General features: G+C 40.8%; 11 protein-coding genes. 9 read left to right on the plus strand and 2 right to left on the minus strand.

Annotation, left to right across the window (positions count from 1 at the left end):
* Positions 1-1,239: a glycosyltransferase family 4 protein gene (locus HMAT_RS14235; protein WP_104383535.1), complete on the minus strand. Its 1,239-nt coding sequence runs from the start codon at positions 1,237-1,239 to the stop codon at positions 1-3.
* A gap of 122 nt (positions 1,240-1,361) precedes the next feature.
* Between HMAT_RS14235 and HMAT_RS14240 the strand changes: the two genes are divergently transcribed.
* From HMAT_RS14240 to HMAT_RS14265, 6 genes are all read left to right on the plus strand, one after another.
* Positions 1,362-3,956, plus strand: coding sequence for a phosphatidylglycerol lysyltransferase domain-containing protein (locus HMAT_RS14240; RefSeq protein WP_104383536.1), 2,595 nt, complete (start codon positions 1,362-1,364; stop codon positions 3,954-3,956).
* A gap of 39 nt (positions 3,957-3,995) precedes the next feature.
* Positions 3,996-4,664: an AcvB/VirJ family lysyl-phosphatidylglycerol hydrolase gene (locus HMAT_RS14245; RefSeq protein ID WP_104383537.1), complete on the plus strand. Its 669-nt coding sequence runs from the start codon at positions 3,996-3,998 to the stop codon at positions 4,662-4,664.
* Positions 4,665-4,739: 75 nt separating this feature from the next.
* Positions 4,740-5,780, plus strand: a complete 1,041-nt coding sequence (locus tag HMAT_RS14250) for an Atu2307/SP_0267 family LLM class monooxygenase (RefSeq protein WP_104383538.1) — start codon at positions 4,740-4,742, stop codon at positions 5,778-5,780.
* 72 nt (positions 5,781-5,852) lie between these two features.
* Positions 5,853-6,434 carry a tRNA-(ms[2]io[6]A)-hydroxylase gene (locus tag HMAT_RS14255; RefSeq protein ID WP_104383539.1) on the plus strand — a complete coding sequence of 194 codons (582 nt, stop codon included), beginning with the start codon at positions 5,853-5,855 and terminating at the stop codon, positions 6,432-6,434.
* A gap of 108 nt (positions 6,435-6,542) precedes the next feature.
* The gene (gene rlmN, locus HMAT_RS14260) at positions 6,543-7,610 is read left to right on the plus strand and encodes a 23S rRNA (adenine(2503)-C(2))-methyltransferase RlmN (protein WP_199768686.1); all 1,068 of its coding nucleotides are present in this window, start codon (positions 6,543-6,545) and stop codon (positions 7,608-7,610) included.
* 48 nt (positions 7,611-7,658) lie between these two features.
* Positions 7,659-8,360: a ComF family protein gene (locus HMAT_RS14265; protein ID WP_104383541.1), complete on the plus strand. Its 702-nt coding sequence runs from the start codon at positions 7,659-7,661 to the stop codon at positions 8,358-8,360.
* 30 nt (positions 8,361-8,390) lie between these two features.
* Here the strand turns inward: HMAT_RS14265 and HMAT_RS14270 are convergent, their stop codons facing one another.
* Positions 8,391-8,774 carry a VanZ family protein gene (locus HMAT_RS14270; protein ID WP_104383542.1) on the minus strand — a complete coding sequence of 128 codons (384 nt, stop codon included), beginning with the start codon at positions 8,772-8,774 and terminating at the stop codon, positions 8,391-8,393.
* Between the two features lie 155 nt (positions 8,775-8,929).
* On the opposite strand from HMAT_RS14270, the gene HMAT_RS14275 reads away from it, so the two are divergent.
* From HMAT_RS14275 to HMAT_RS14285, 3 genes are all read left to right on the plus strand, one after another.
* The gene (locus HMAT_RS14275) at positions 8,930-9,301 is read left to right on the plus strand and encodes a PadR family transcriptional regulator (protein WP_104383543.1); all 372 of its coding nucleotides are present in this window, start codon (positions 8,930-8,932) and stop codon (positions 9,299-9,301) included.
* Complete coding sequence (locus HMAT_RS14280; RefSeq protein WP_104384006.1) at positions 9,294-10,964, plus strand: PspC domain-containing protein; 1,671 nt, start codon at positions 9,294-9,296, stop codon at positions 10,962-10,964. Before HMAT_RS14275 ends, HMAT_RS14280 begins: the two co-directional genes overlap by 8 nt.
* Positions 10,965-11,112: 148 nt before the next feature.
* Positions 11,113-13,521, plus strand: coding sequence for a TonB-dependent receptor domain-containing protein (locus HMAT_RS14285; RefSeq protein ID WP_104383544.1), 2,409 nt, complete (start codon positions 11,113-11,115; stop codon positions 13,519-13,521).
* Positions 13,522-13,537 lie beyond the last annotated feature (16 nt).

Raw genomic sequence — 13,537 nt, forward strand, 5'->3', positions numbered from 1 at the left:
TTAGAGCTTGTTCTTTTCAGCAATCCAAAGCGACATATATTTTGTACTCTGTACAGTGTGATGCAGGAGGATCTGGCTGATAAAATTCTGTTGCCGATGTTTGTCCAGCTGCACTTTAAGTAAGGATAGGTTGGTCATAAAATCTGCTTGATATTTGCGTTTTTCGTAGCGTTCGTTGATGATACGAATACCATTGCCTTGCGCTGTTTTCCAGGCAACCTTGTCGTTATAAAGCGCCATGGCTTTTTGGCAGAAAGCTTCTGGGGTATCTTCAATAAAACCATTCCAGGATAGATTGCCCTTCATCGCCTCAGCACCAATGGATGTCGTGACCGAGGGGGTGCCAGTATGCATGGCATCGATAAATTTGCCTTTCACTCCGGCGCCAAATTGGATCGGCGCAATCAATAGTCTGTAGTTGGACATGGTGTCCTTTGCAGAGTCTGCTCTCCCCTTGATATGAAAATTTTCTTTTGGATTATGTAACTGAAGTACTTTTTGTGTCGGATATGCCCCATAGATATGTAACTCTACTTTTGGGAGCATTTTACGAAGAACTGGCCAAATTGTTGTCTTTAGGTATTGCACGGTGTGCCAGTTGGGCTCGTGGATGAAGTTGCCGATGAAGAGCAAATCTTTTCGCTCTTCAAAAGGTTTCCAAGCACGGGTGTCTTCAACGGTAATCTCACTTTCAAGAAAAGGGAGATAATATAAAATGTCGGGTGAAATGCGAAATACTTCTGTAAGAATTTTCATTTCAGACTCTGAGATAATTAAAGATAGATCACAACGCAATATGGAGGCAATCTCCCGCTTTGCCGTGTCTGTAAACAATTCCTGAAAGGAAAAATCGTCTTTATTTTTGACGCAGGTTTGCCGTGCCTGTCGTAAGAAATGGAGATCCTCGGTGTCGAGTACCCGAAGTGCACTAGGGCATTGCTGAGCCACCCTCCAGCCATATTGCTCCTCGACCATAAACCTGTCGAATATAACAATATCAGGTTGTAGCTGTATAATAAACTCGTCAAAACTATCGTTATTGAGCTCAATAGCTTGTTCGATAACACCTTGTGACTTTAATGGTGCGCTATAGGGAGATTTGGCTGCTGCAGAGGCAAAAGTAATTTGATAAGAACGATCCAGGAATGTCTCGATCAGTTGCATCATCCGAAAACCGGCGGCTGATGATGTTGGTTCTGGCCAAACCAGTCCGATGAACAATACCCTTTTCTCTTTCATGGGTGAAAATTACTGATTAATGTCAAAAGAATTGACGAAAACTTAACAATTTGTCATTTTGAAACGATTAGCTTTATTTCGTGTTTATTATACGGTACGGTTATTAGACAATAAACGATAATATGGGCAAGACTATTGTTCAACGCATTAGACATTTTTCACCAAAAACCTATTGGAAGGAACTAATAGCTGTTTTGGTTATTTTATTAGCTTTCGTTTTTTTTAGAAATGAAAGGAAAGAACTCGCCGCCATTATTCCACAGTTAAAAGCAGCAGATCTAACCTGGGTTTCGGTCGGCATCTGTATAACCCTGCTCTATGTCCTATTGCAAGGTGTGATGTACGTGCAGAGTTTCAAAGCCATTGGTCTCTCGATCAATTTGAAAATTGCCATAGATCTATTCTTAAAAAGAAATCTGCTCAGTGTATTTCTTCCTGCGGGCGGAATTAGCTCGCTCGCTTATACAACTACCCAGTTGCGGAAGCGGAATCTAAATACGACACAAATTCATCAAGCAGGCGCGCTGTATGGGTATGTGGGACTGTTAACTGTCTTTATGATTGGTGTGCCAGTCATATTGTATACAATTTGGGATAATAAGAATTTTGGTGATGCCTGGGTTTCACTGTTAATTTTGGGTATACTGCTGGGTATTGTATTCTGGCTCGTATGGTCTTTCCGTACACATAAAGGGATTTACCGTTGGGTAGAATTAAAATTTCCTGCTGTTGCCTCCAATATAGACGAGATATTTTCTGGGGAAGTAAAAATGAGATATCTCCTCGGTACTGTATTGGCGTCAATGGTTGTTGAGTGTTGTGGGATAGCCCATGCTTTTGTCAGCATGTATGCGCTGGGCTTAGATCATTCCTTTGAAGCAGCGGCTATCGCCTATACCGTTTCAGTGGTTTTAATGATCGTATCACCTTTTTTAAGAGGTTTAGGTGCCGTGGAATTAACCATGCTGTACATCTTCAAGGCTTATGGCTACGGTCAGGCAGAAGGCTTGGGAATAACCATTCTTTATCGCGTATTTGAATTTTGGTTGCCGCTATTGTTGGGCTTGATCGCTTTCGCCTGGCGCGGTAGACAGCTTTTGGCGCGTGTAGGGCCAGCGCTGCTGATCTTCTTCTTGGGTATGGTCAATATTGTTTCGGTGCTGACGCCGCCTTTGGCTGATCGCATGAAGCTAGATCGGTTTTATTTACCCCTTGAAGCGATCCATGCATCCAAGTTTATGGTTTTTGTTCTAGGAGTAGGTTTGTTGGTTACATCGGCTTATTTGATCAAAGGTTTTCGTGTAGCCTTTTGGATCGCTGTTGTTTTTAGTGCGCTCTCGTTATTTGGACATGTGTTTAAAGCGTTGGATTATGAAGAGGCATCGGTGGCCTTAATGACGCTCGTTTTCTTGGGGATCAGTTATAAGGAATACCCAATTAAAAGCAATATTCGCTGGGTGAGGATCGGGTTTGTAACATTCGTCGTTGCATTGGTCGGGGTCTGTTTATTTGACGTATTGAGCTTCTACTTTATCGATAAGCAACATTTTGGAGTCGAATTTACTTGGCGGCAATCCATTTATCATACCGCAAAAAGCTTTTTGTTGTTTGCTGATGACGATCTGATGCCACATACCAATTTTGGGCAGGAATTCTTACGCATTACACAGGTCCTGGGGATTTTTTGCTGGTTTCTTCTGATCTACGCGCTTGCTCGCCCACGTCTGATCGCAGATGAGGATTCTAGTAAATCCGAACGTGAACGGGCGCAACAGCTACTGGATGAATTCGGACAGTCTCCCATGGACTTTTTCAAACTCGGGAAAGACAAATATCTTTTTTTCTCTGAGATTTCCGAAGGGTTTACCGCCTATAGATTGGCGAATGAGTTTGCCATAGTATTGGATGAGCCGGTATGTGAACAGGGGGATAAGGAGGAGCTTGTCGAGGAGTTCGATCGTTATTGTTATGCCAATGGGTTAAAAGCAATTTATTATCGGGTCGATGAAAACAGCCTGGTTCATTTCTCATCGCTTCGCAAGCAAAAGATCATCATTGGGCAAGAAGCTGTTTTGGAATTGGAAACATTTACGCTCGAAGGAAAAGAGCGTAAATCATTGCGCAATGGACTGAATGCAATCCAGAAAAAGGGATTTACAACCACAGTGTTAAAGGCTCCGCAGTGTGCAGCAGTCCTTCACGAACTTCAGGTTATTTCAGATGAATGGCTAAGAGAATTCGATAAAAAAGAAATGGTCTTTTCCCAAGGAATGTTCAATACCGCAGAACTGATCGAACAGGATATCATTGTGCTTAAAAATGAAAGCGGTAAAATCGTCGCTTTCTTGAACGTCATCCCCGATTATGCCAAAGATGAATGCACTTATGATATGATCCGAAAATCAGTAGAAGCACCGGGCGGAAGCATGGATGCGTTGCTCGTGGAGATGATCAATTATGCAAAAGCTCAAAAATATAGTTACCTGAACCTAGGAATGGTTCCGATGACGGGGTTGGAAGCAACAGTGAGTCCTGCAGAAAAGATTATGAAATTTGCGTCAACGCGACTTGGAAATTTTAAACATTACCACAGCTTACGTGACTTTAAAGAGAAGTATGCGACTTTTTGGGAAAACAAATACCTTATCTTTGATAATGATTTTGATCTGATACAGCTTCCGGTTGCGTTAGTTAAAGTGATGAAACCGAATGATTAGTATCATCTTGAGCGTTATTCAGCAAGTAATACTATTTCGATGAAAAAATTGACCATTTTATGTATAATCGGCTGCGTGGCATTTCATGCTTTCGCGCAACAACGTTTGATCGAGATGAAATATTGGAACAACAAAACGGTATTGCCGCTTGTGCTTTATTTAAGTGGAGACGGTGGTTTCAATTCTTTTTCGAATAAGATCTGTCAGTTAATTGCCGATGCCGGATACGCTGTGGCTGCGATTGATTCCAAGAACTATTTTTGGAAGAAAAAAACACCTAAGGATATCGCTACGGATATGTCAAATACACTCAAAAATCTGATGTTGTCACGACAGAATCACCAGCTTTTTATTGTGGGATATTCGTTTGGGGCTGATGCTGTACCTTTCATCATCAATCGTGTCGACCCTCAAATAAAGAAAAATGTGCGTAGCATTGTGTTATTGGAGCCATCGGTATCGACCGATCTGGAGATACATATTGCCGATATTTTGGGTAGAAGCAGCACCAAACGCAGCCTTGATGTAGTTGCTGAGATAAACCGGATAGAAGGTGTCAAAACAAGCGTGGTGTTAGGAGATGATGCGGCTGAATTTCCGGTAAAAAAGATTACTTTAAAAAACTTTAATAAGAAATATCTTTCGGGCGGACATCATTTTAGCGGAAATGCGGAGCAGGTCGTTAAAACAACATTATCTCTTTTTTGATATTTCTTATCCTAGATCAAATAAATTACGAAATGGAGCCGCTATTTTTGAATTAGTTTTAAATAGAGAAGACAAATGGAATTAGGAATAGGAATGTTTGGTGACTCCAGGATAGATCCCGGTACAGGTCAGATCCAGGCGCCACAGGATAGAATGAAAGAAATAATCGAAGAAATCAAACTGATGGATGAGGTTGGATTGTATTTCTTTGGTATCGGTGAACATCATCGGGCAGATTATGCCGTTGCAGCTCCGGAGATCATATTGGCTGCTGCTGCTACAGTGACAAAGGACATCAAGTTGGGCAGTGCTGTTTCCGTATTGAGTTCGGCAGACCCCGTCAAATTATTTCAGGATTTTGCGACAGTTGATCTTTTGTCCGATGGTCGGGCCGAGCTAATGGCAGGCAGGGGTTCATTTATTGAGTCATTTCCACTCTTTGGATATGACCTAAAGGATTATTCAGATTTGTTTGAAGAGAAATTGGAATTATTACTCCGGTTGAATAAGCAGAATCCAGTTACCTGGCGCGGAAATTTTAGGGCTCCTTTGATCAATCAGGAGATTTTTCCACGGCCAAAGAACGGATCTTTGCCGATCTGGGTTGCAGTAGGAGGTACCACATCATCTGTTATTCGTGCCGGAAAACTCGGTTTGCCGGTTATGTTTGCTATTATCGGTGGTATGTACGAAAATTTCGACCATTTATTTGAGCTATACCGCCAGGCGTATGAAGATAATGGGCACGATATGTCAAAATTTCAGGTCGGGGTGCATATGCACGCCTTTTTTGGGAATAACAGTGGACAGATTGCAGATTACTATTATCCCATCTACTCGGCACAGATGGATCGTGTTGGAGCTAGCCGCGGATGGCCACCTTATCAGCGCACACAATATGATTTTGGCAGGTCTTCAAGGGGGCATCTTATTGTTGGCGATGCTGAATATGCTGTAGATAAAATTTTGGCAATCCATGAAAAATTTGGATTGACGCGTTTCTCGGCACATATGGATGTTGGCGCACCAGGACACAAGGAGATGTTGCGGTCAATTGAAATTTATGGCGAGAAAATAGCGCCTAAAATTAGAGCGGTACTTAATAAAGATCGCTAAAGGACACATTATCATTTTTTTTAAGCAGAGATATTCCCTACCTTTGTCAATAAAATTATTTTAGATAGCAAGATGCTTGGACTTAAGTTGTTGACAGATCCGCGATGGGCAAATATCGCAGAAGGAAATTTGGAAGAGATCTTGACAGATCATGCGTGGTGTGAACAAAAGGCCGCTTCAAATGCAATATCCTTGATCACAAACAACTCAGAGCACGAGGATTTGGTTCATGAATTGACAGCTATAGCCATTGAAGAGATGGAGCATTTCAAAATGGTTATTGACATTATCAAAGAGCGGGGCTATACATTGGGTCGCGAGCGGAAAGATGACTATGTCGGTCAACTGATGAAATTTTCCAAAAAGGATGGTAGCCGGAATATGGCGTTTATCGACAGACTATTATTTGCTGCAATGATTGAAGCGCGTAGCTGTGAGCGATTTAGGGTCTTGTCCCAAAATATCCAAGATCAGGAGCTTGCTCAATTTTATTACGACCTGATGGTTTCAGAAGCGAATCATTATACAACTTTCCTGAATTTTGCAAGGAAATATTCCGTAGATGTCGATGTGGAAAAACGCTGGAAAGAGTGGTTGGATTTTGAAGGTAAATTGATCCAGTCTTACGGAAATAAAGAAGCCATACATGGCTAAAGAACAGCAAATCTACCTATTTTAAAACACATACATAACAGTTGTCCCGTTCTATTTTCTTTAGAACGGGATTTTTTGTCACTTAATTATTCTTATCTTTGTACCGTGATTGAAAAAAGTAAAATAATAGATATCAGGAGTTTGTCTTTGAGTCAGATCAAAGATCAACTGACCGCGTTGGGTGAACAAGGTTTTCGTGCAAAGCAGATTTATGAGTGGATATGGGAAAAATCTTGTACAGATTTTGATCAAATGAGTAATTTGAGTAAGGCCCTGCGTGAAAAGCTGAAGGAAAATTTTACGATCAATGCAGTCAAAGTTAAAGAATCACAAATCAGTTCGGACAAAACCATTAAAAGCAGCTTTAGGCTTTATGACGGTAATATCATAGAGGGTGTATTAATTCCGGCACCTGAACGCATGACTGCCTGTGTGAGTTCGCAGGTCGGCTGTAGCCTGACCTGTAAATTTTGTGCAACAGGTTATATGGATCGAAAACGTAATCTTAATGCAGATGAAATTTATGACCAAGTGGTCCTTATCAGTAAGCAGGCTGAGGAAAACTATGGTCAGCCTTTGACAAATATTGTTTATATGGGCATGGGGGAGCCGCTATTGAATTACGCCAATATGATGAAGTCTGTTGAACGGATCACCGCTCCAGACGGCCTTAATATGGCTGCGAAACGAATCACTGTGTCAACAGCCGGTATTGCGAAAATGATCAAGAAACTAGGAGACGATCAGGTACGTTTTAACCTTGCTCTTTCGCTACATGCGGCAAATGATAAAAAGCGTAATGAGATTATGCCAATCAATGAGCAGAACTCCTTAACTGCATTAGCTGAAGCGCTAAAATACTTTTATGCGAAGACAAAGAGTCCGATAACATTTGAATATATTGTATTCAATAATTTCAATGACGAGTTGGAGGACGCCAAGGAGCTTGCTAAATTTTGTAAGCATGTCCCCTGTAAAGTAAATTTGATTGAATACAACCCAATTGCTCTGGCCGACTTCCTGAATGCCGAAGCCGACAAGATAGACGTATTTGCGAATTACCTAAAAAGTCAGGGAATCATCACCAATGTAAGACGAAGCCGGGGGAAAGATATTGATGCGGCTTGCGGACAATTGGCCATAAAAGATAAGGATAAGGAAACTTCGGAAGCTTAGTTTGAAAGATTGTTGGTATCTTTAGCTAAGGAAGTTACCTATATCTATATGCAGTTTGATCTACGGAATATCCTTGGGGATTTTGTGTCCATATTCTTTCCCAAAGAATGTGCCTGTTGTGGTTGTGCACTTAAATATCAGGAAAAATACGTTTGTATTGCCTGCGATTTCCATTTGCCTTATACCAATTTTCATACTTATTCGGATAACGATACCGCTAGGCAGCTCTGGGGCAAAGCGCCTATAGAAGAGGCCTGCTCTTTTTTGCTGCTGCAAAAGGGGAGCCGTGTGGAGCAGCTAATTTACCAGATCAAATATAATAATCAACCATTTTTGGCCGAATATTTTGGCTATCAATATGGTTTAAAGCTACTGGAATCAGAACGATATCGCGATTTGTCCGCTATTGTTCCGATACCGCTACACCCAAGCAAACTCCGGAAAAGGGGGTACAACCAATCGGATTATTTTGGACGCGGGCTGTCACGGGCAATGCATATCCCTTTATGGGAAGAAGTACTGTTCCGTAAACGGGCAACCCTTACGCAAACAGGAAAGGATCGCCTAGCGCGTTATGAAAATGTGGAAGACATCTTTATCTGCAAAGAACTTTCAATGCCGCAAGATGCACATATTTTACTCGTTGATGATGTCCTTACAACCGGTGCAACAATTGTCTCGGCCGCAATTACCCTGCAGGAATTCCTGGGATGCAAAGTGTCTGTAGCAACCTTGGCCCGAGCTCAATAGTTTTTATTCGATAGCAAAGTTTACTACCAATCAGTGCCTTCTGTTTACATAATTCAACAGGTAGGCAAATCCAGCCATACCAATCCCTACAGAATCAGCAAATAAATCCCACCAGTCACCACTACGGTAAGTAAAAATATAAAGCTGAAGTAATTCCGTTAATCCTGCAAATAGAAAACCTAAAAAAGAGACAATAAATATGGGTAACCAGCGTGTTGGTTTTCCGCTAAATTGTTGGATAACACCGTTGTACATAAGGGTGCAAAAAACAAAAAACATGCCCGCATGAACGAGTTTATCCATTCCGGGGTAGCTGGGAACTGTATCAAAGTTATTTCCGGGGAGCGTACATAAAACAATGACTATGATGGCCCAAATAAAACACCATTTATAGTCTAGTAGGATTTTAATCATGGGGATAAATATCCAAAAATTTCTTGATAGAAGTGAAATGTAAATAATTTTTAAAAATTATTTGTCTAATAATCAGTGTGTTAATATATTTTGTTTGTTTTGTATGGTACTATGTATTGCATGGTACCATAAAATACATATATCTTTGTATTATTATGATAGCTGAAAATACACAAATCCAAATGAGGAAGGGGATACTTGAATATTGTATCCTATCCATAATTTCTCGAGGAGAAATTTATGCCTCCGATATTATCAGCGAACTGAAGAAAGCTCAATTGTTGGTTGTGGAAGGAACCCTATATCCGCTTTTAACACGTCTAAAAAATAATGGCTTGTTGAGTTATATATGGAAGGAATCGACTTCAGGTCCGCCTAGAAAATATTATGAAATTACCCAAGAAGGACTTGATGTCCTTTCAAGATTGGACATTACCTGGAATGAATTGGTGTTTGCTGTAAACACGTCATTGGTGGGTAGAAACAATGATTCAACTAAACCAGTTAAAGACAATAGCGATGAATAAGACAATAATTATCAACATAAATAGTATCGTCTTCCATATTGAGGAGGATGCTTATGAGGTACTGCGGTCGTACATGATTGATATACAGAAGCATTTTGGCCAGTCGGAAGACAGCCGTGAGATTTTGCAGGATATTGAGAACCGTATTTCAGAGATGTTTACAGAGAAGATCCAGGCAGGAAGTAAAGAAGTGCTCAATATGGAAGATGTAAACGCAGTTATTGATCAAATGGGAAGGGTTAGTGACTTTGAGTCGGAAGATCAGGATGACTATAGTTCCTTTCGGCATGAAGCAAATACCGATGGTTTTAAGGTCGGTAAGAAACTAATGCGGGATCCCGATGACCGTGTTTTCAGTGGCGTCTGTAGTGGTCTTGGCCATTTCTTTGGCATAGAGGCCAAATGGGTAAGGTTGCTTTTTGCACTTTTTGTCATAATAGGTGGATCGGGGCTATTGGTTTATGTGATACTTTGGATCGTGATGCCACCGGCGATTACCAGAGCGGACAAAATGGAGATGCGTGGCGAAGCGCCGAATATCCAGAATTTTAAGCGCTCTTTTGATGAAGAAATGAGTGGTGTGAGAGATACCTTTTCACGTGGATTGGATCGTACAGGAGATGGGGTGACAAAGCTATTGCAAATCATCGTGAAAGCTATCGGTGTCTTTTTTGTCATCCTTGTCGGGGCAACGCTTATCGGATTGATTATCGGGCTGATATTCTTTGCATTAGCTATTGTAAACGTGATCCCTGATGTAATGGATGACTCCGGACCGTTTTATTTAATGGAACCCAGTGATGTACCATTTGCTTTGATAGCGGGCTTTTTGTCTATATTTATTCCGCTAGCGGGGTTATTTTACCTGCTTTTACGCGTGCTCTTCGAGAAGAAACCGATGAATAATTATTTGACAACAACACTTTTCTTGGTGTGGTTGGCATCTATAGGAGCCATTATCTATTATTCAACTTCGGTTGCAAAAGAATTTAGGGAATCGAGTACGATTGTCGAAGAAAAACCTTTACAAAGACAGTCTGTATACTTTTTAAGTGAAAATGATGTTCGGGTTATCCGTTTAAAAAATGGGGTGAAAACTGGTATGGGAATAAAAAGCGAGAACCTTTCGTCCTACCTGAAACGCGACATCCGTATTCGGATAGAACGTATCGATTCATTGCAGGAACCTTATGTACGTTATGAATATTCGGCGAAAGGAAATACCTACAAAATTGCTACAGACAGGGCCGCAAAGATCAATTATGCGCTGAAGCAAGATACAACAGCGTTGATTTTTGATAGTGCTTTCCAATTGAGCGAAGGTGAGCGCTACCGTGATCAGGAAGTGGATGTTACCCTGTTTTTGCCTGTTGGAACAAAATTGGTGATCAATGATAATTTGGAAGGTAAATTACGCGATATTTCATTTTACGATTGCCGCGACCGTTACAGTAAAGATTTAAGGGATGTCAAGGATGTGGAATTTATTGTGACTTCGCTTGGTGTTAAATGTGCTTTGCCGCCAAAAAAATCAGACGAAGAGGAGGCAGAAGATTCTGACCGTAATGAAGTCGTTATTGCCGATACTTCCATTGTAATCCGTCGAGATACGATCATCAACGCGAAAAAAGATGGTGTGTCCGTTCAAATAAAAAATAAATAATAAGCTGTCTTCCGCTTCAACCGGGCGGAAGACAGATCATACAAGCCAACACCATCATGAAGCCATTGAACGCTGAGGTCAACTTGCAAAATAAGATGACTATGGTCCTATTGAAGTTTCATTGCCTTTAAACAAGATTATCCTAATAATGAAAAAGTATTTTTACTTCCTACTGTTAAATTTTTTGATTGTCTCCTTTGCCCATGCACAAGTGAAAGTTACGGGAAAAGTGCACTCGGCGGATCATTTGCCGCTGCCTTTAGCAACGGCCTACCTGATGAAAGCCAATTCTGCTGTTGTCTTAAAGGCTGTGGTCACCAATGAATCCGGAGAATACCAATTTACGGATGTGGGGCCTGGAAACTATCTCGTTGAAGCAAAGATGGTGGGATATACTTCAAACCGAAGTAACTCTTTTGCTATCGATAAGTCCGATTACTCTCTTGCTGTGATCGAGTTGAATGCGGATAACAGAAAATTAGAGGAGGTGACGGTGGAAGGTAAACGTCCTACGGTCGAGAGTAAGCCCGGCAAGTTGATCCTAAACGTAGAGAATTCTCCATTGGCGGCCGGCAACAATGCGCTGGATATAGTACAGCGTGCACCTGGTGTCAGCCTGGACAACAACAATAATTTGCAATTGATGGGACAATCGGGGGTAGCCGTTACTATTGATGGACGGCAGACCTATATGTCTGGGGAGCAGCTTTTGAGCTTTTTGAAAAGCACGGATGGCAATCAGATTAAATCCGTTGAAGTGATTACAACCCGATCCGCTAAAGATGATGCTGAAGGAGCTGTAGGAACGATAAACATTGTCCTTAAAAAGAATCGTATGGAAGGATTTAACGGAACATTTAACCTGACGGCAGGAAGTGGTGAAAAATTCAGGGGAAATAGTTCCCTTTCATTAAATTACAAAAAGAATAATACAACACTGTTTGGCTCCTATGCTTATTCTGATGAAAAGTCTTACCGTAAACTTTATATCGACCGGGTTATACAGAATGAGGGTAAAAAGAAATATTTCAATCAAAAATCAACATTGGATGAAGACGAACGTAATCATTCCTACCGTTTCGGCGTCGAACAAAAAACATCTTCAAGAAATACATTAACCCTACAATTCAATGGGTCAAATAATACCGAATACAATGACAATGATAGTAGGACGAATATCGGTACTTCCTTATCCGCTTATGATACGATATTAAGCTCATCGTCCTCTTTCAAAGAATTGTTTGACCGCTACTCCGCTAATCTAAATAATGAATTTAAGATAGATTCCAACGGTCGGAAACTGACTGTCGATTTGGACTGGAGTAAATTTAGGAGCAGTAAACGTGTCACTTACCGCAATGAATATTTTGATGCTGGTATGAATCCAGTTGCCCCATTGGAAAATGAGCGCAGTGGAATGCCAATTGGTATTGATATCTATGTTGCAAAGTTCGATTACGAACATCCCTTATCAAAAAAGTCAAAGCTCGAGATGGGGGCTAAATATTCGAATGTAAAGTCCGATAATGATCTGCTTTTCGAAAAGCTACAGAAAGACTCCTGGACAAATGATACGACACGTACAAATCATTTTGTCTATAAGGAGCAAATAGCGGCGGGCTATCTCGATTATAATACGAGCATTGGAAAATGGAGTTTAAAAGCTGGTGTGCGGGGCGAGTATACGATGTCGGATGGAAACTCATTAACAAAGAGCAAGCGTGTGAAACGTGATTATTTTCAACTTTTCCCCAACGCTAATTTGACCTATTCGCTAAATGAGCATCATATATTGTCTCTAGGTTACACCAGAAAAGTGACGCGTCCTAATTATCGCCAACTCAATCCATTTGATTATTATATTGATAAGTTGACCTTTGAGCGTGGAAATCCATATTTAAACCCTCAATTTTCCAATGAATTCACATTGAATTATACCTTGTTGCAGCGTTATAATGTAACACTGGGTGTCAATGATGTGAAAGACGCAATCGTAGAAAGCATGGGACAAGATTCTGTCAGAGGTGAAACTTGGGTCGTACGGGAGAATTTAGGGCGGAATCTGACCTCTTATTTAAATCTAAATATTCCCGTCACTGTATTGAAGATCTGGAGCATGAATAATAATATCACTGGAATCTATTTTGATTTTGACGGTATGATTTCAGGTATTCCGATCAAAAGGAAATCATTTCTCCTTCAAGCGAGTTCCATGCATAATCTAAAATTAAGTAAGAGTCTTACTGCTAATGTTAATTTACGCTATTTTTCACCTTTTAAATACAGTGTGTATGACTTGGAGGGAAGATGGGATATGGAAGTGGGCGCGACCAAAACATTTAAAGATCAGCGTAGTTCGTTAAAATTGGCGGTGAGTGATCTGTTCAATACGGGCAATCAAAACCTGGTCACTACTTTCGGTCAATTTGATTCTCAGATCAGGCAACGTCAAGACCGTAGGGTGGTACGACTGACCTATTCATACAAATTTGGAAACCTTAAAAATAATTATCGTAAGAAAGATACAAGCAACGAGGAAAAAGAAAGAGCGCAGTAAAACCATTGCTGTTGTT

This window comes from Sphingobacterium sp. HMA12 (genome assembly GCF_002933815.1).
Classification (GTDB): Bacteria; Bacteroidota; Bacteroidia; order Sphingobacteriales; family Sphingobacteriaceae; genus Sphingobacterium.